Genomic DNA, 17,454 nt, shown 5'->3' with positions numbered 1-17,454 from the left:
CGCGGCATGGTCACGGTCGGGGAAGGACTCGACAAGGCGGTCCAGGGCGCGTTCACGCGCCCGATCCCGAAGTCCGCCGGGGCACAGATGCGTTACCTGGTCCGCCGGCACCAGGGCAGCACCCGGCGGGTGGCCGAGCTGCTCGGCGTCAGCCAGCGCACCGTCGAACGCTATGTGAAGAACCAGATCAAAACCCCCCGGCCCCAGCTCGCCGACCGGCTCGAAGGCGAGGTCCGCGCCCGCTGGCAGCCTCAGATCCGGGCCAGGGCCAAGCAGACCGCGGCCACCACCGGCGGCATCATGATCGACGTCCAGGCCCGCTTCGGCTACACCGCCGCCCCCGGCAGCACCGACGACGCCCGCCTACGTCACCTCACCCTCGCCCTGCCCCCCCAGCACGCCGCCCGCCTCTTCACGGCCCGGGAGGCAGGCGCCACCGAGGACCGGCTCCGCCAGATCGCCGCCGAGGCCCTGGGCGAGGTCTACTTCCGCGACAACGGCCGCCGCGCCCACGGCCTCGAAGTCGAACTCACCGACCTGATCGACCTCGAATTCGAGCTGTAGCCACCGGCGCGCCGACGCACCGGACGGTGAGCAGCAGCGGCGCCCGCGGCGGGGGCATCGCGGACCGTGCCGTCCAGACCGGCTATCGCGAGCGCCACGCGGTCCAGTGCGGGATCAACCGCCTCAAGTGCCGCCGGGCTGCGGCCGCCAGGTACGACGCGCCTGCCGTCCGCCACGGGACGACCGCGCTCGTCGCGGACCGAACGAATGGCTGTGACCGGCCGGTGCGAGCCGGCGCAGAGAGGAAACGCCTGAGCAGGGCTTGGGCCATGACGTGACCGTGGCATCCGGCGACCTGCAGGGCAGTCCGCCCGTCGTCAGCGGGCAGTTGAGGATCTGCCTCGTACGCGGAGCAGAATCGCGGTGGCCGCCGTGTTCCCCGGGTGTCCCGTCCGCAGGTGACCCTCGCCCTGGAGACCGAGCACGCGGGTGAGCAACGTGTCCCCGAAAAACACCTCTCGTTCGGATCCGCCTCGGACGCGAGAAGCACGGTGAGTGCCTCGTAGGCACCGGCCTCCACGGCCTTGTGCGCGGCCACGGACCGCGACGAGGATGTGTCCCGCCCCTCCCTGCTCGTGCGGAAGCGCATCACCATGCCCGGCCGGTAGCCGTTCCAGCTTCCCGGCCCGCCCGGTGGGCTGCGGCCGCCGCGCGATCCGGATGCCACCGACGACGAGAGCAGGACGGTCAACGGGTGGTCGTGCTCGCGGCCATCTTGACCGAGGCGTTCGCACTGGCCGCGGGGCTCGAGCGTCCGTCCCGGGAGCCGTCTCGCCCGCCGAAGGCGCCACGGCTGCGCGGACACCTTCGACCGCCTTCCCACGAGCCCGGATTCAGGCTGTGGCGCGCATCACACCCGGCCCATGTCACGTCCAGGCCGCCTGCTCCCATCTGGTGGGCGTCAGCAAGCGAGCCGAGGAGGACGGAAACGATGGGCACACGGCAGGAGACCGGCACGGCGAGCGCGCACCGCGTGGTGATCCTGGGGGCGGGATACGCGGGCATGGCCGCGGCCATCCAGCTCGCGGCCCGGGTGAAGCGGCGCGAGGACGTGCAGGTGACCGTGGTGAACGCGCAGGAACGGTTCACCGAGCGCATGCGGCTGCACATGACGGCGACCGGGCAGCAGCTCGCCGAGCTGAGCATCCCCGAGCTGCTTCAGGGCACGGGCGCGCAGTTCGTGCGCGGCTGGGTGACGGCGGTGGACGCGGACGCGAAGACCGTGCGGATCGACGACGACCGGGTGCTGCACTACGACACGCTGGTGTACGGGCTGGGCGGCGTCGCCGACACCGCGGCGGTGCCGGGGGCCGAGGACCACGCGTACACCCTGAACAGCGCCCAGGACGCCGAGTTGCTGGCCGACCGGCTGGCGCGGCTGGGCAGCGGCACGGTGGTGGTCGCGGGCAGCGGGCTGACCGGCATCGAGTCGGCCGCGGAGATCGCCGAGCGGCATCCGGAGCTGGACGTCGTGCTGGTGGGCAGGCAGGAGCCCGGTGCGGGCATGACGGCGAAGGCCCAGAGGTATCTGCACGCCGCGCTCGGCCGGCTGGGAGTGGGAGTACGCGCCGGCGTCGAGGTGGTCAAGGTGCTGCCCGGCGCGGTCGAGCTGGCAGGCGGGGAGAGCATCGAGGCCGGCGCGGTCCTGTGGACGAGCGGCACGCGGACCTCGCCGCTGGCAGCCGCCGCCGGGCTGGCCGTCGACGCGCGGGGACGCATCGTCACCGACTCCGCGCTGCGGTCGGTGTCCCACCCGCAGGTGTACGCGATCGGTGACGCGGCCGCGATCCGGCAGGGCTACGGCGTCATGCACGGCACCTGCCAGGGCGGCATGCCGACCGGGGTGCACGCCGCGCTGTCGATCGACCGGGCACTGAAGGGCAAGCAGCCGAAACCGTTCCGGTTCGGCTACTACCACACGCCGGTGAGCCTGGGACGCGGTGACGCCGTGGTGCAGTTCACACGGCCCGACGACAGCCCGCGCCGGATCTTCCTGACAGGCCGTATGGCCGTCCGGTACAAGGAGACGGTGACCGCCTCGCCCTGGCCGACGTACGGCCGTATGAAGAAGATGCCCGCCTCGGGCGCTGTCTGGCCCCGCGGGGGCCGCTCCAGCCGGGTCCGGGAGGCCCGGTGACCGGCCTGACCACCCACCCCGGTCAGCAGGTCTTCCACGAGCACCGGCGGCTGCTGTTCTCCGTGGCCTACCGCCTCCTGGGCAGCGCCGCCGATGCCGAGGACACCGTCCAGGACGCCTGGATCAAGTGGTCGGCCTCCGACCGCTCGCAGGTGGCCGACCCCAAGGCGTACCTGACACGCATCGTGTCGAACCTGGCGCTGGAGCGGCTGCGTTCCACCCGGCACCAGCGGGAGACCTACGTGGGGCCGTGGCTGCCCGAGCCCATCCTCACCGGCCCGGATGCCTCCGAGGCCGTCACGGACGCCGAGTCGGTGTCCATGGCCATGCTGGTGGTACTGGAAACGCTCAGCCCGCTGGAACGCGCGGTGTTCGTACTCAGGGAAGTCTTCGGCTTCACCCACGCCGAGATCGCCGAGGCGGTAGAGCGCTCCGAGGCCGCAGTACGCCAAGCCGCCCACCGCGCCCGCGAACACGTGCGAGCCCGACGGCCCCGCTTCACCGCCGACCCCTCACACCGGCGCCAAGCCACCGAACGCTTCCTCGCCGCCGCGACCGGCGGGGACGTCAACGCCCTGATGGAACTACTCTGCCCGGACGTCACCCTGTGGACCGACGGCGGCGGCAAGGTCCGCCAGGCCCTGCACCCGGTGACCGGCGCCGCCACGGTCGCCGCCTGGTTCGCAGCCATCAGCACCGTCACCTACCAGGGCATCCAGCCCGCCGACATGAAAGCCGAACTCCTCGACATCAACGCCGGCCCCGGCATCGTGTTCACCGGGCCCGAGCGCGTGATCGCCACCATCACCTTCGACTTCGACGCCGACGGCCGTATCACCACCATCCACAACGTCGCCAACCCCGACAAACTCCACGCCATCACCAACCGCACCACCCACGACATCGCAACGCAGTAACCACGGCCCACAACGGCCCACACCATGAGGCGGACCATCCAGCATTTCGACCGTAGCGCGCTCCCTGGCACATCTCCGTCAGATCCTGGCCGCCCCGAGCCGGGCCGCGCCCCCCCCGGGGGGCGGCCGGCGATCGCTGTCAGCCTGGGAACCCCGTCCACCACAGCCGCGTCCGGTCACGAGGGAGCACGGGCACGCATGAGTGGACCTCCAGGCCGGTCAGGGGGAGCGCGGTGGAAAAGCCGTTCCTGATGCCAGTCGAAGACGTCTTTTGCCTGCAGCAGGGCAGAGCGGTCATGGTGAGCGGCCGGATCGAACGCGGCCGGGAGCGCAGGGGCGACACGGTGGAGATCATCGGCTTCGGCAGCAGCGCAACCGCCCTCGTCGCGGACATCGAGCAGGACCGGATGCGCATCGGGGAAGCGAGCGCCGACATCAATGTCGGCGTGCTGCTGCACGGCATCGCCACAGACACCGTCGAGCGGGGCCAGGTGCTCGCCACACCACGCTCCCTCACCGCCCATGCCGACTTCACCGCCGACACCACCCTGCTGCCCGAGGAACAGAGCACCGTCAACATTCTCTGCGGCGATCACCTGTGCTTCCACACCCGCACCACCGCAGTGTGGGCCACCCTCACACCCCCCAAAACCCCCGCCATACTCCAGCCCCTGCACAAAACCGAGGTCACCGTGGCACCCGAACAGCCCCACGCACTCGAAGAACGCCAGACGTTCGCATTCCGCCACCACGCTCGCGCCGCCGGCTCCGGCACCGTGACACAACTCCCCCGCTGAGGTCCACGACAGAAGCCAAAGCCGCATCCACCCCGCCAACAACCACGCCTTGACCCACACCTCACCACAGGTGCCACATGGTGGTGATGCGGCCGCTGTGGACGTGATGGAACTCCATGGTCGTCATCTCGATCCTGCGTCCGGTGGCGGGCATTTCCAGGAATTCGCCGACCTGGCGGCCGGACAGCCGTGCGCGGACCGCCGCGGTGTTTCCCTCGACGACGACGTCGACCTGGTAGGGCAGGTCGGGTTGCCAGGAACGGGCAGCTGTGGAGTCCAGTCGGGGGCGAGAACCTGATCGAGCAGGTCCGGGTCCGCGGTGTCGAACGCCCGTCCGGCGAGCGGCAGGGGTTCCCGCTCGCAGCCCTGCGGCCCGTCCTAGATCACCCGCTGGCCGTCCTCGTCGCGGCCATCAACTAGTGGCTGTGACCACACACGCGCACCGCCCTTCGTTAATCCGTTGCCCAGGGGTCCGGCAGCCAGCTAGATTCACTCAGCCGCCCGCTTCGGTGCAGGCCGGCGCTGTCGACCAGGAGGTGTAGAGCACATGCGCACGAGTGCCCAGGAGTTGAGCTCGCGTACTGACCCTTGCCACCTCCTCTCGACGGAGACACCTTGTCCCTTCGCATCACCCCACTGACCGACCCCGCTCACGGGCCGCACGGTCGGCGTCTCGCCTGGCTGGCCTCGGACGCGGACTCCATCCCTGCCGGGACCGCCTTCCTGCGTCTGCTCGACGGCGGACAAGAGCACCTCGCCGAGCTCGACCTCCGCGTTCATCCCGCGGAGCGCCGCAAGGGCGTCGGCTCCCGGCTCCTCAACACCGCCCTGGCCACCGCCCGGGACAACGCCCGACGCCACGTCGTCGCGCAGGCAGAAGACGGATCGCCCGGCGACCACTTCCTGGCAGCGCGCGGCTTCCGGAAGGTCCTCACCTTCAGGTACACCCGCCTGGCAATGGCCGAGGTGGACACCACCGTCCTCGCTGGGATCGTCGAGCGTCCTCATCCCGGCTACCGGCTGACGTCATGGCAGGGAACCGTCCCCGACGACCTCGCCCGAACGTTCGCCGCCTCACGCCGCGCCATGGACGACATGCCCATGGACGACGCCGAGTACGCCACCGTGGCCTGGGACGTGGACCGCGTGCGGGCTGCGGCGAAGGCCGTCGAACAGCGCGGCGACCACCTGCACACCGTCGTCGCCATCGACGCCTCCAACGGCACGATCGCCGGGTTCACCGAACTCGTCATCCCCGGCAACGGCGTAGGTGACGGCCAGCACTACGGCACGGGCGTGCTGCCCGAGCACCGTGGTCACGGCCTCGGCCGATGGATGAAGGCCGAGTCGATCCGACAAGCCCATAGGGACTATCCGGACCTAGATGGCCTCCTGACCGACACCGCCGACAGCAACGCGCACATGCGACGGATCAACGACGATCTCGGCTACACACCCACGCACACGACACACCAGCATCAGCTCGACCTCTAGCAGAGAGCGGACGGGCCGGACCGGGGCATCACCCCGCCCGGCCTTTCCGCGCTTTCGATACACGCCCTAGCGTCAGGCTGCATTGTGGGTGGTTGGGGGCGGTGGTCGGGGGAGCCATGCGGTCGAAACGCCGCAACGCCTTGACGACGAGTAGGTCGGGGGCCGGAACGGATGGACAGCGGCGACCGGACACATTTGGTTCTGCCTCGTGCCGCCGTGATGTTTGTCCGGGCCCTTGCAGCCGCTGAGCTGTGTGTTTCATGAGGCAGCCGGGTTTTTCACCGCCACCGATTCAAGCGTTTTGCCCGGACAGAATGAAACGGTGGGCTGCGCCCGTTGGACTTACCCCCTACGCGCCCGGAACCATGACACGCAGTCACCCAACTCCACTGGGCTGGAGCTCAGTTGGAGTACGTACAGGGCGGCTTGTCGAGTGGCGAACCGGTATTGGAGTCCATCTACGCCCAAAGCAAGAGAGGCCGCGAACAACGCGGCGCGCCCCCTCGTTTCGAATCGGCTGTCGTATCCACGGCAGCAGCTCTCCTCGTGGTGACCGTGCTCTTGATTGATGCCGGTCTCGTCTGCTCCGGCAGGCCCTTGGAAAGCGTCGTCACGGTGGTCACGGTGGGCGCTGGCCTGGAACTCTGGGTCGTACGGGAGCTGATCGCCGCGTCGCGATCGGGCCGCCGCTGATGGGAACTGCGGCGTTCGAGGACGGGCCCCAGATGCCGCCTTCCCTGGTTCAGCGAGCTCTTCGCAAGCAGTGAGGTCTTTCAGCGGGGCCACTGAGCGTTTTCAGCGTTGCCCCTCCAGGGTGAGGACAGCTTTGGTGATGACGGTCATGCGGTTGGGACTGATGCGGGATCTTCGGCGGATCTGCCAGGACTTCAGCCGTGCCATGCCGCGTTCGACCGGTGCCCGGGCTGCGGCCAGGGTTCGGTTGACGGTGCGCTGGGTGAGGGTGAGCTCGCCGCCCGGTGGCCGTTTGAGTCCGGTGGTGACCCAAGAGCCGGCACCCTGTAGGCACGGTCGGCGAGGACGGGGACACCCTGGCGTTCGCAGATACCGATCATCCGGTGGGGTACGGGCCGCGGTGAGGTCATGAGTGCGGGCCGGCAGGGCGGGCGAGATCCACAGCAACTCGCAGGCCGGATCGGTGAGGACCTGGACGTTCACGCCGTGCCGACGGTGCTTGGCCGAGTAGTCCGCCCGGCCGTCGCCGACGCGGTCGCACTCGGCGAGGGTCCCGTCCAGCAGGACGAAGTCCGGATCATGCTCGCCCAGCGTCTTGAGCAGGCCAGGGGCTCGTTCGGCGAGCAGGCCGGCCCCGCTGGTGACGTACGCGTGGACGGTACCGACGGATATCCCCAACCCGGCCACGATCCGGGCGAGGGTGTCGTGGCGGCGCAGGTACACCAGAGCGACAAGCGCACGCTGGTGCGGCGGGAGCTTGCAGCGGCGGTCACCCTCGCGGGTGACGATGAGCATGGTGACCCACTCGACCAGGGCGTGAGGGAGTTCGAGAGCGACAGGATAGGAAACCAACAGAGCCCCCGTGCCGGTGGGTTGAGACGACGACACCTCACTCAACGGCACGGGGGCTTTGTGCGTTGTGGCCCTCACCTCGCCCTGACCGGCATCACCCGATCAGTGGCGACGCTGAAAACGCTCAGTGCTTCCGTTCGCTCGTCGAGCCGGCATGGTATCCACGAACGGGGGCCCATCCCGGCGCGGTTCGCATCCTGTCGGGCGCGGGGGACGAGCGGCGAGGCCCCCACCTGTCTTGGTAAGGGGTCTCGTCCAGTAGCGGCGCGGGCGGAGTTGCTGCCCTTCGCGGGCTCAACCGCTCTTGTACATCGCGACCGTGAAGCTGACCTTCTTACCGTTGTGGTAGTCGGTGCCGTCCCACACCGAGATGTGAGACCTGTCCTGCATCCGCAGGTGCAGCACCTCATCGGCGTCACTCCAGTTGTATCCGACGAACTGGAAGTTCGGCTCGGGACTGTCTCCCATTCTCCTGTTTCCCCAGCTGCAGATACGCGACGAGTCGTTCTCGCAGACGGACCAGGCCCTGGCGTACAGGTGGCAGTCCTCTCCCTGCCATACGTCGATACGCTTCAGCCTCGCGTCGGACGAGCGCCACGTTCCGTTGAACCGGCTGGCGGAGCACGAGGCGGCTGCTTCTTTCGTCGAGGTGACGGTGAGCACCACCGAGAGGGAGAGGGTCAGGGCGGCCGTCAAGAGCACGGCCATGATCTGACGTAGTGGAATGCGGGCAGAAGAGACCTGTGTCATCGTGAACCTCCGATAGCGGGTCGCAGCGCGGGGCATCCCGTCGTCACACGACGCGTCGTCCCCCTCCTTCGGCTGAACGCCACCCATTCGGGCCCGGATCATTTAGCCCTTTACCCCCTGCCTATTCCAGAGCAGCACTCCGCAATCCTGATCGCAAGTCGACAGGGTTTTACGTTTCACTCACGATTCAATGATGAATGCGATCCAAAGTGGATCGGTCAATTGAGCTTCTGCAGCCTTGACGCTCCAGGGTGAGGATGGCTTTGGGACCTGCGGAAGATCCGCCAGGATTTCAAGCGGGCGACGCCGCGTTCGACCGGTGCCCGTGCCGCGGCCAGGGCCCGGTTGACGGTCTTCTCGGTGGGGGTGAGGTCCTGCAGGGGCCTGCGTTTGATGCCCGTGGTCAGCCAGGGGCCGCCGCCCTGGTAGGCGAGATCGGCCAGGATGGGAACGCCCTGGCGCTCGCAGATGCGGATGATCCGGTGGGTGCGGGCGGTGGTCATGTCGCGGGCGCGGCCCGGCAGCGCGGGTGAGAGCCACAGCAGCCGGCCGTCCGGATCGGTGACCACCTGTACGTTCACTCCGTGCCGGCGGTGCTTGTGGGAGTAGTCCGCGCGTGAGTCGCCGACCCGGTCGCACTCGGCGAGGGTCCCGTCCAGCAGGACGAAATCGGGGTCGGCCTCGCGTAGGGCCTTCAGACGCGCCGACATCTCGGCCGCCGCAGCACCGGAGGCAGAGTACGACGCGGAGGACACCGCCTTGGTGCACCTCGCCTACGACCGCGGGCTGTACGGCTCGCTGCGGGTCTCCCGCCCGGCCGGACCGAAGACTGAGCACCTGGCCATCACCGGCCCCTAGGGCACGCTCACCCTCGACCGCGGCGTCGTCAGCCTCCTCGACCCGGCCGGACAGGTCGTCGAGTCCCTGCTGCGCGAGCCGGCCTGGCCCTGTCCGCCCGCCACCGTGATCGACCGCTTCTGCCGCGTCCCCGACGGCTCCGCCCCCAACCCCTCGGGCCCGGCCGAGCACCTGCTGCACGCCGCGTTCCTGGCCGCTGCCTACGCCTCAGCCACCACCAACCGCCCCGCCGACCCCAAGGAGTACCTGGCATGAACGACTCCACGCTGGCCCTGCTCGGCGGCACCCCGGCCATCTCGGCCCCGGGCCCGCACTTCACGTGGCCGCCGATCGAAGACTCCGACCGGCGCGCGGTCGCCGCGCAGTTGGAGACGGCCGTCTCGATCCCCGACCGCTCCGGCATCGTCGCGGACCTGGAGTACGCGCTCGCCTCCTACCTCGGCGTCCGGCACACGGTGACCACCTGCACCGGGACGGCCGCGCTGCACTCGATGTACGCCGCGGCCGGCATCGGCTCCGGTGACGAGGTCATCGTCCCGGCCCTCACCTTCCACGCCACCGCCACCCCGCTCTTCCACCTCGGCGCCCACCCCGTCCTCGCCGACGTCGACGACCGCGGCCGGCTCGACCTGGACGACGCCGCCCGCCGCATCACCGCCCGGACGAAGGCGGTAGTGGCCGTGCACCTGTGGGGGCTGCCGGAGGCCATGGACGCGCTGACCTCGTTCGCCGACGAGCACGAGCTGATGCTGCTGGAGGACGGCTCCCACGCCCACGGCGCCACCTGGAACCGCCAGACGACCGGCACCTTCGGCACCGCCTCGGCGTTCAGCCTCAACGGGCCCAAGCCGCTGTCCGCCGGCGAGGGCGGATTCGTCGCTACCGACGACACCGAGCTGTACTACCGAGTGCTGCTCCACGGCCAGTACAACAAGCGGTGCCGCCGTGAGATCCCCGCCAGTCACCCGCTCGCCCGCTATGCGGTCACCGGCATGGGGCTGAAACAGCGCATCCATCCCCTGGCCGCAGCCCTCACCCGCACCCAGCTCACTCGTTTGGAGGGCCACCTCGCCGGACGCCAGACGATCGCGGCCCGGATGTGCGCCGCCCTGAACGGCGTCCCTGGCATCCGCATCCCAGACGTGCCAGCCGCCGCGCGGGCGTCGTGGTACGCGCCGCCGCTGCGCTGCGAGCCCGCCGGACTCGGCGGCCTGCCGATCGAGCGGTTCCTCGAGGCCCTCCACGCCGAAGGCGCCACCGAAGCCGATCAGCCGGGCTCCACCTGCCCGCTGCACACGCATCCGCTGCTCCAGGCCCCCGGATTCCTGGTGCCCGGCTACGCAGACGGCCACCACCAGCCCGCCGACAGCTTCCCCGCAGCCGAGTACGTGCACGCCACGACGCTGAAGCTGCCGGTCTGGAGCGGCGCCGACGACGTCCGCCTCGCCGACGCCAACACCACCGCCATCACCAAAGTCGCAACCCACGCGAAGGACCTGACGTGTACCACCTCCACCGTCACCCCCGACCTTCTGGACGACCTCGCCCGCACCGCCGCGCGGGACGGCATCGAGAAGACCGTCGTCGGCGCCGTCATCGCCAGCGAGGACGGCGAGGTGCTGCTGATGCACCGGCAGGCCGACGACTACCTCGGCGGGCTGTGGGAGCTGCCCTCCGGCGGAGTCGAGTCCGGCGAGAGCCTGATCGAGGCCCTGAGGCGCGAAGTCGCCGAGGAAACCGGCCTGACCGTGACCGAGGTCGACACCTACCTGGGGCACTTCGACTACCGCTCCGGCTCGGGCCGCCGCACCCGCCAGTACAACTTCACCGCCACCGTCACCGGGCAGACAGTGACACTCAGCGAGCATGATGCCCACCTGTGGGCGGACAACGGCCAGCAGGCTCAAGTCTCCGGTGCCGTCCAGGCCGTCCTGGACACCTGGCGACAGGCGACCGCCTGACCGCCGTCGCGCCCGGCTGACCCCGGTCCGTACCGCCCGAAGGGGCGGATGCGGACCGGAGCCCTTCACGGTATGGGGGCGCGCAAGGTGTGGTCGCGTGCCGTTCGCCCCGCTCGGGCGGCGACGCACCGCGGCCGGCTGGCTCCGTGAGCTAGGTCAGCTTCTGTCCTAGACGGCAGTGAGCTTGGAGCGAAATCAGCTGCGGCGTAGAGGCCGGTTGACGCCCCGTGGCACAGGCCGCAGACTTCCTTGCCACTGTCTCTTTCGACAAGCTGTGGAACGTCGCCAGTGCCAAGCTCGTCTGGTCAGGCTGGGACGAGGCACAGGTCAGGCAGGAGTTCCTCGACTATCACCGGGACCTCCAAGGGTTCTACGGGCGGGCGGCTTCAGCACGGCACGCCGTCGCCAAAGCGATGTGGGCTTGAGACTGGTTCACGTGCCGGTTACAGCCAGTCGGGCAGGGTTCGGGCTCGGATGATGATTGTGTAGAGCTCTCACGACGGAGCGTTTGAGGCAGCGAATGGCTTCACGCCGGATGATGCCTTCGGCGATAGCACGGCCGCGGCGAGGACGTCGCCCTCCAGACGCTGTACCTGGACGTCCTGCTGCTCGGCCAGGCCAGCGCCTACCAGGACGTCGGCGACGCGCTGCAGGAATGGCTCTACCCGGCGGGCGCGCAGCTCGGTGGCGGCGCTGGCGAGGGCCGTCCGCTGCACCGCGGTCGGGTATCCGAGACGGGTGGCGGCGTCCTCAGGGGTCAGCTCCGGCTCAGCCTGGAACAGGTCGGCGATCCGTCCTCCCCGCAGCCGCGGCAGGGCACGCGCGGCCGGACACGCCTCCGTCAGGCCTGCTTCTTGACGAAGTCGATGACGTCCTGGACGGTGAGCAGGTCGTAGAGGTCGTTCTCAGTGCAGGTGATGCCGAACTCCTGGGACAGCGCGTCGGCCAGTGGGCCACCGTCGCCGTCTTCCTCACCCAGGTCCTCGCGCAGCTGGGCATTGGGGGTCACCTCGTCAGGTTCCACCGCCAGCTTCTGCGCCAGCAGCGTCTTCACACGCTCCTCCACAGCCATGCCAAGGCTCCTTCCTCGCTCCGTTGTCGCGCACGATCGTCGTGCAGGTGGCACGTCATCAACCGTCGCACGTGCCTTGCGGCCGGCCCCGACATGATGGGACATCGGAGTGATAGGTACCGGCAACAGAGGGAGTCGCCCGTTGAACGGGTCGGTCGGCGCCTCGACCAGCTGGCCGAAGCGGCGCATGATCTCGCCTGCGTAGTGCTGCTTTCAATCCTGCTCAGGGCCGCGTCCAGGCCCGGGTGAAGGCCAAGGTGATGGTCCTGCCCTTGAGAACGATCAGTCCCGCTGGGCTTCGCGGGACGCCGGCTGGCCGCTCCTGCGGGACCTTCGGCGGATGATTCGCCTGGTCATGAGGGTGGCAGCTGCCCAGGTGATCAACGACTCCGAGTGCTGGATGAGCCGTTCGCAGTCCCCCGGACGTTGGCGGGCGTGCATGATCCGGTCCAGTGACCGCTCGACCACCCAGCGCCGGGCCAACAGGACCCACCCGGGGGTGTCCTTCGGTCGGCTGACGGTTCTTTAGTACTCCAGCAGCGGTTCGTGTCCTGAGCTGGTAGTTGTCGTTGTCCTGGCATAGAGGGGATGAGTAAAGTCCCGTTCCGAGCAGCTGAGTTGGAATCGGTGTTCGCTCGGATGGCGGGCAGGTTCGTCAGGGCGGATGTGCGGTGGCGGATGCGGGACTACGTCCGTGGCTGGGGCAGGCGACGCGCAAGAACGGCTGGCAGCTCGCGGAGTGGGCAGGCCACCGCACTCCGGACGGCTTTCAGCGGCTGCTGCACAGCAGCGTCTGGGGACGCGGTCGCCCTGCGTGACGATGTCCGCGATTACGTGGCGAAACGACTGGGTCCGACGGGGTGCAGATCATCGACGACACCGGGTTCATCAAGAAGGGCACCACGTCGGCGGGGTCGGCCGGCAGTACCCCGGGACCTCCGGAAAGATTGACAACTGCCAGATCGGGGGTGTTTGCCGCCTACGCCACTGGCTCGGGCAGGGCTTTGGCTGACCGGGAGCTCTACCTGCCCAAGTCCTGGACATCCGACCTCGCGCGGTGCCGGGCAGCGAAGATCCCTGATGAGCGGACGTCCGCAACGAAGGGCGAGCTGGCCCGGGACATTCGTCCGTCGTTGCCTGGCCGCCGGCCTGCCCGCCGCGTGGGTCACCGCGGCCGAGGCCTACGGACAGGACTGACACTTCCGCCGCCTGCTCGAGCAGCTCGGCGCCGGATACGTGGTCGCGGTGCCCGAATCCCAGCAGATCAAGTCCCTGGCAACGGGTCCCGGGGTGCCCCGGACCTGCGACCTGCCGCTGTGGGCGCCCTGCAGTCGCGGGGCGGTGGTCGTGGCCGTAGACAGGACCCGTAAGGCTGCGACCGCCGGTGACACCGATGCCGGCGCGCGGGCGCGATGCTGCCCGCGCCCGGCGCGCTGCCCGGCGGCTCGCCTTCGAGCTGGGACTCGACGGTTCTCCAAGCACCTTGAGATGTCTCGCCTCAGGTGCGTCTTGGGAGCCGCCTTGTCAATTCCTGCCCGGCTGAAGCTGCAAGTCGAGCACTTTATGTCTTCGGTGGGCCAGGAACGGTGCCGGGGTGCATGAAGACAGCGAGCGGCAAGGCCGTACGCTGCGGACGGCACGACAGATGCTGCTGATACGGCGTAGCCGTCCGTTGCACATGGGCGACCCAGTTCATATCAGGTGCCCGACGACCGAGCAGAAGGATGACCGGTGATCACGCTGACCGCAGTCGCAGGAGTGGCCCTGATCGAACTGGGCATGGCCCTGACTCCGGGACCGAACATGGTTCACCTCGCCTCCCGTGCGATTACCCAAGGCCGCAGGGCGGGCCTGGTCAGCCTCAGTGGGACCGCTGTGGGATTCGTGTGCTATCTGTTGGCCGCGGCTGCGGGCCTGTCGGCGTTGTTCGCTGCCGTGCCGGTGGCGTTCATGGTGGTCAAGCTTGCCGGGGCCGCCTACCTGGCCTACCTCGCTTGGGGCATGCTCAAGCCCGGCGGCCGCTCGCCCTTCGCCCCGGCCCAGGACCTGCCCCGGGTCTCTGACGCCCGTCTGTTCTCGATGGGGCTGCTGACCAACCTGCTCAACCCCAAGATCGCTCTTATGTATGCCGCCCTGCTGCCTCAGTTCTTGGACGCGCAGGCAGGTCCGGCCTGGGCGCAACTGCTCCAGCTCGGTGGGGTGCAGATCATCGTGGGGATCTCGGTGAACGCACTGATCATGCTGGGCGCAGCGCGGGTGTCGGGGTTCCTGACCGCCCGGCCCCGTGCCATGACGGCCCAGCGGTTCACGGCGGGTGGCCTGCTCGGCGTCTTCGCGCTGCGCACCGCGCTCTCCCGCACCCCTGTCTCCACCTGAACCAGAACCACGTCACTGCGATCCTGCCGGTGCCTGCGAGTCTCATAGCACAACGAAGTCTGGAAAAGGACGAGTTCAGTGCGCTGGTCTTTGTCGACGCGGGCCAGGTAGTGCTGCACTCCAGACGCGGCTTGGAGACGGCACCGGCGTTTTGTGGAGATCGCAGCCGGAGGTCGCGGAGCTGCCGGACGCGACCGCGCTGGACGGCGAGCTGGTTTGCGTGGGACGCCACGGGGCGTCTCGCCTTCGAGCAGTTGCAGGACCGGCCCGCCTGCCCACCGCTCTGCTGCGCCGCCTGCCAACCGCATTGAGATGGCCCTGATCCCTGCGGTACGTCGTCCACATGAGGTATCCGCAGGGTAGCGGGCTGACCGCCGAGCGCCGGACGCGTCGCGAGCAGCTGCGGCTGGAAGCGGACCGACCTCGAGTGCCGTCACCGTCTGCAACCGTAGTGCCCCCGGGCTACAGTCGCTGGGCCTGTGCCACCGGTCCGCAGGTCTTCTCCAGCAAGGTGAACGACTTGGGCACACCTCCCGGCTGCGGTTTGCCTGCCTTGTGGCCGACGACCCGGTAACCGGCGTCCAGGTAGTAGGCAGTCAGGCGCCCGTTGCCGGCCAGGCAGTCCAGACGCACCAACGCCCGTCCCGTCGCGGCGATGCGGCGCTCCGCCGCCCGCAGCAAGCACCGTCCCGTCCCCGGCCGGGCGTTGCCGCGGTCCACCATCAGCCGATGCACATAGCCGGCCACCGGCGGCTGCGGCCCCCAGGCGTCCTCGTCCTCCCACCACAGCTCCCACGCCCCAGCCAGGCGGCCACCAGCCTCGGCGAGCCAGACCTCACCACTGGCCATGACCCTGCGGAAGTGGTCCTCGTCGAGCTGACCGGGCTGCCACTGGCCGGTGATGCCCTGGGCGAGCATCCAGCGGGCGGCCTCGTCACGCAGTCGGACGAGAGGGGCAAGGTCGCTCTCCTGGGCGAGGCGAAAGCGTAGATCGTTCACGTCGAGATCCTCGCATGAACTCGCACGGGCGCTCGATGACACGGGTCGGGTGGATGCGGCGGTCGTCGTATGCACCGCTGACAGCACCTGTCCTCCCAAGCGGGGCGGTATCAGGAAACCCCTTGCGTTCGGTGGTTCTCCACGACCTCCGGTACAGCGCACACAGCTTCACCGACGCGACACGGCAGTCCATAAAGCCCCAACGCCGCATGATCCGCCGCACGGTGGAGATCTACTCCTTCGCCCGCCCCCCAGCGGGACCGCTCCGTCGCGCAGTGGTCCGCAGTGGAGGAACGCCGGGCGCGCCAGCAGCTACGGGCCCACGTTGGGGCTCTTTGGGGGCTGGTGAACTCCCCCGCCGGCGAACTCCCCCTCGACACCGCGGACACCGTGGACATACGGCGCTGCCCGCCATCGGCGTAGCTCGCTCTGGCTCGCCCAGCCGGCACGGGAGAGCCGCCCCCCAACCCACCCGGAATCCGTGTCGATCGATCCCTTGTGCACCGGCCGGCCGCGAGGGCCGCCCGCGCCACCGGCCGAGCCCACCCGCACGCCAGAGCTCCACCCACATCACGAGGTGAAGCGGTAGGCAGGCGCCAGTGGCAGGCGATCCGCTCCGCTGCTGTCGCAAGGTCGGGGATGCAACCGGAGTGGTCCGGGAGTTGGGCGCGGGAGCAGGCGGATCAGTGATTCGCCCCGTGCCGCGAAGGGAGCTGGCGTCGGCCACGACCGTCTGACAGGCATGGTCACCGTTTCCTCGGTGACGTTCAGCCGGCGCCGTCGAGAGCGAGCGAGTGCTGAGCAACAAAACCAGGTCGACGTAGATCAGCGCGGTACCCGATCATGCGTTCATGCCCCTGAGACAGACCCTTGCCCGAGTCGACGCAGACCTGGCCGCCGGCCGGGTTCCCCTCGCGCGCCAGCGTCTGCGTGGTCTCGTCTCCTCCTTCCCCTACGACCTGACGCTGCGTCGGCGCCTGGCCGAGGTGTACCGGCTCTACGGCGACGCCGCTGAGGCCGGACGCTGGATGTACCTTGAACAGGACCGCGACGCTGAGGAGACCGCCGCCTTCGAGGCACGGTACGGATCTCCCGGGTGGCGGATGAAGGCCCTCGCCTGGCGCGGCCCCGAAGCGATGGCTGCCACCGCCTTCGCGGAAGCTCAGCTGGTGGCGGTGCGGACCGCCTGCGCCGAGGAATTGGGCCATCCCGTCGACTGGGACGACCCGGACTCCTACCGGGAGGGCCTGGAGGAGGAGTTTGAGGAGCCCTCCGAGCCGTGGTCGGTGGGCGGTGTGCTGGCGGGCATCGGCTGTCTGATCGGGGCCCTTGCATTCCTTGCGATCTGGGTGAACGGAGTCATTGCTCTCTTCGACTGACCCAGGGGCGAGAGCCATGATCTCGCGGTGACTGCTGTGATCACGGATGCGGATCCGTCCTGGAACAGCACCCTTCACCGGGCTGAGCCCTCGCCTGTTCGGCAAACCGGCAACCCTACCGCGGCACCAGGGTGCTGATGCGGCACGCACGGGTCGGCCAGGGAACCGGCCTCTGCACGACCGGGGTGCTGCTGGTCACGCGTACAGACGCATCAACGTGACGCTGCGCCAGCCCGCACCACCGCTCGGCGACCCGCAATACGGCGACTGACCGCAGCATCAGCCAGCTCGGTCCCCCACTCGCGCTTGCTCGCGCCCAAGCCCCGCAGGCGGTCCCGTCGGCACCGTGCTCACCGAGGGAAGGAACCCTAGCCGCCCCCTACCCCCGACCACTGCACGGGCAGATGGTCCGGTGCACTACCCCTGCCCCACCGACCACCAGCTCGTCACCGACGCAGACACCCCGCTTTACCGTCGTGATCGGCCGGACCGTCGCCCGACAACTGCAACAACCGCACCAACCGCACCAACCGCACCAACCGCAAAGCCTGCACGCTGTCCGAAGCCACGGAGCGCCGCCGAGCCGCACCACCGTGATCACCGAC

The 17,454-nt window shown here is 69.3% G+C and carries 18 protein-coding genes and 2 pseudogenes; 12 read left to right on the top strand and 8 right to left on the bottom strand.

Annotated elements, in window-relative coordinates; genetic code table 11:
- Positions 1-6: 6 nt before the first annotated feature.
- From tpg to ACZ4U1_RS15490, 4 genes are all read left to right on the top strand, one after another.
- Complete coding sequence (gene tpg / locus ACZ4U1_RS15505) at positions 7-564, top strand: telomere-protecting terminal protein Tpg (protein WP_467903461.1); 558 nt, start codon at positions 7-9, stop codon at positions 562-564.
- A 931-nt stretch (positions 565-1,495) separates the two neighbouring features.
- A complete protein-coding gene (locus ACZ4U1_RS15500) occupies positions 1,496-2,701 on the top strand; it encodes an NAD(P)/FAD-dependent oxidoreductase (RefSeq protein ID WP_467903460.1) in 1,206 nt (401 codons plus the stop codon).
- Positions 2,698-3,618: an RNA polymerase sigma-70 factor gene (locus ACZ4U1_RS15495; protein ID WP_467903459.1), complete on the top strand. Its 921-nt coding sequence runs from the start codon at positions 2,698-2,700 to the stop codon at positions 3,616-3,618. The genes ACZ4U1_RS15500 and ACZ4U1_RS15495 overlap by 4 nt, the downstream gene beginning before the upstream one ends.
- A gap of 233 nt (positions 3,619-3,851) precedes the next feature.
- Positions 3,852-4,415: an EF-Tu/IF-2/RF-3 family GTPase gene (locus tag ACZ4U1_RS15490; protein WP_467903458.1), complete on the top strand. Its 564-nt coding sequence runs from the start codon at positions 3,852-3,854 to the stop codon at positions 4,413-4,415.
- Positions 4,416-4,476: 61 nt separating this feature from the next.
- On the opposite strand, the gene ACZ4U1_RS15485 is transcribed toward ACZ4U1_RS15490, so the two are convergent.
- On the bottom strand, positions 4,477-4,779 hold the full coding sequence (locus tag ACZ4U1_RS15485; protein WP_467903543.1) for an ester cyclase: 303 nt from the start codon (positions 4,777-4,779) through the stop codon (positions 4,477-4,479).
- A gap of 251 nt (positions 4,780-5,030) precedes the next feature.
- On the opposite strand from ACZ4U1_RS15485, the gene ACZ4U1_RS15480 reads away from it, so the two are divergent.
- Both ACZ4U1_RS15480 and ACZ4U1_RS15475 read left to right on the top strand, forming a co-directional pair.
- Positions 5,031-5,909, top strand: coding sequence for a GNAT family N-acetyltransferase (locus ACZ4U1_RS15480; RefSeq protein ID WP_467903456.1), 879 nt, complete (start codon positions 5,031-5,033; stop codon positions 5,907-5,909).
- 405 nt (positions 5,910-6,314) lie between these two features.
- Positions 6,315-6,602: a hypothetical protein gene (locus ACZ4U1_RS15475; protein WP_467903455.1), complete on the top strand. Its 288-nt coding sequence runs from the start codon at positions 6,315-6,317 to the stop codon at positions 6,600-6,602.
- 102 nt (positions 6,603-6,704) lie between these two features.
- On the opposite strand, the gene ACZ4U1_RS15470 is transcribed toward ACZ4U1_RS15475, so the two are convergent.
- From ACZ4U1_RS15470 to ACZ4U1_RS15460, 3 genes and pseudogenes are all read right to left on the bottom strand, one after another.
- Positions 6,705-7,454, bottom strand: a complete 750-nt coding sequence (locus tag ACZ4U1_RS15470; protein ID WP_467903453.1) for a transposase — start codon at positions 7,452-7,454, stop codon at positions 6,705-6,707.
- Between the two features lie 294 nt (positions 7,455-7,748).
- A complete protein-coding gene (locus tag ACZ4U1_RS15465) occupies positions 7,749-8,204 on the bottom strand; it encodes a hypothetical protein (protein WP_467903452.1) in 456 nt (151 codons plus the stop codon).
- 218 nt (positions 8,205-8,422) lie between these two features.
- Positions 8,423-8,902 (bottom strand): annotated as a pseudogene (locus ACZ4U1_RS15460) (transposase family protein); the annotation flags it as partial.
- A 265-nt stretch (positions 8,903-9,167) separates the two neighbouring features.
- Between ACZ4U1_RS15460 and ACZ4U1_RS15455 the strand changes: the two are divergent.
- The 3 genes from ACZ4U1_RS15455 to ACZ4U1_RS15445 all read left to right on the top strand — a co-directional run bounded on the left by ACZ4U1_RS15455 (position 9,168) and on the right by ACZ4U1_RS15445 (position 11,448).
- Entirely contained in the window at positions 9,168-9,317 is a 150-nt protein-coding gene (locus ACZ4U1_RS15455; protein ID WP_467903450.1) for a hypothetical protein, read from the top strand.
- Positions 9,314-11,023, top strand: coding sequence for an aminotransferase class I/II-fold pyridoxal phosphate-dependent enzyme (locus ACZ4U1_RS15450; RefSeq protein WP_467903448.1), 1,710 nt, complete (start codon positions 9,314-9,316; stop codon positions 11,021-11,023). The genes ACZ4U1_RS15455 and ACZ4U1_RS15450 overlap by 4 nt, the downstream gene beginning before the upstream one ends.
- A gap of 227 nt (positions 11,024-11,250) precedes the next feature.
- Positions 11,251-11,448: a hypothetical protein gene (locus tag ACZ4U1_RS15445; RefSeq protein ID WP_467903447.1), complete on the top strand. Its 198-nt coding sequence runs from the start codon at positions 11,251-11,253 to the stop codon at positions 11,446-11,448.
- Positions 11,449-11,517: 69 nt separating this feature from the next.
- Here the strand turns inward: ACZ4U1_RS15445 and ACZ4U1_RS15440 are convergent, their stop codons facing one another.
- The 3 genes and pseudogenes from ACZ4U1_RS15440 to ACZ4U1_RS15430 all read right to left on the bottom strand — a co-directional run.
- Entirely contained in the window at positions 11,518-11,739 is a 222-nt protein-coding gene (locus tag ACZ4U1_RS15440; protein ID WP_467903446.1) for a hypothetical protein, read from the bottom strand.
- A gap of 125 nt (positions 11,740-11,864) precedes the next feature.
- Positions 11,865-12,095, bottom strand: coding sequence for an acyl carrier protein (locus ACZ4U1_RS15435; protein WP_467903444.1), 231 nt, complete (start codon positions 12,093-12,095; stop codon positions 11,865-11,867).
- A gap of 336 nt (positions 12,096-12,431) precedes the next feature.
- Positions 12,432-12,620: pseudogene (locus tag ACZ4U1_RS15430) on the bottom strand (IS5-like element IS4811 family transposase); the annotation flags it as partial.
- Positions 12,621-12,955: 335 nt separating this feature from the next.
- Here ACZ4U1_RS15430 and ACZ4U1_RS15425 point away from each other — a divergent pair.
- Together ACZ4U1_RS15425 and ACZ4U1_RS15420 are read left to right on the top strand one after the other, a co-directional pair.
- A complete protein-coding gene (locus ACZ4U1_RS15425; protein WP_467903442.1) occupies positions 12,956-13,465 on the top strand; it encodes a transposase in 510 nt (169 codons plus the stop codon).
- Positions 13,466-13,826: 361 nt separating this feature from the next.
- On the top strand, positions 13,827-14,471 hold the full coding sequence (locus ACZ4U1_RS15420) for a LysE family translocator (protein ID WP_467903441.1): 645 nt from the start codon (positions 13,827-13,829) through the stop codon (positions 14,469-14,471).
- A gap of 462 nt (positions 14,472-14,933) precedes the next feature.
- Here the strand turns inward: ACZ4U1_RS15420 and ACZ4U1_RS15415 are convergent, their stop codons facing one another.
- A complete protein-coding gene (locus ACZ4U1_RS15415; protein ID WP_467903440.1) occupies positions 14,934-15,470 on the bottom strand; it encodes a GNAT family N-acetyltransferase in 537 nt (178 codons plus the stop codon).
- Positions 15,471-16,321: 851 nt separating this feature from the next.
- Here ACZ4U1_RS15415 and ACZ4U1_RS15410 point away from each other — a divergent pair.
- Positions 16,322-16,849 carry a DUF6584 family protein gene (locus ACZ4U1_RS15410; RefSeq protein WP_467903438.1) on the top strand — a complete coding sequence of 176 codons (528 nt, stop codon included), beginning with the start codon at positions 16,322-16,324 and terminating at the stop codon, positions 16,847-16,849.
- Positions 16,850-17,454 lie beyond the last annotated feature (605 nt).

The sequence above is a fragment of the Streptomyces sp. NPDC028928 genome, assembly GCF_055564915.1.
Note: the sequence above shows the minus strand (reverse complement) of the source record. Positions and strands in the feature narration are given on the sequence as shown.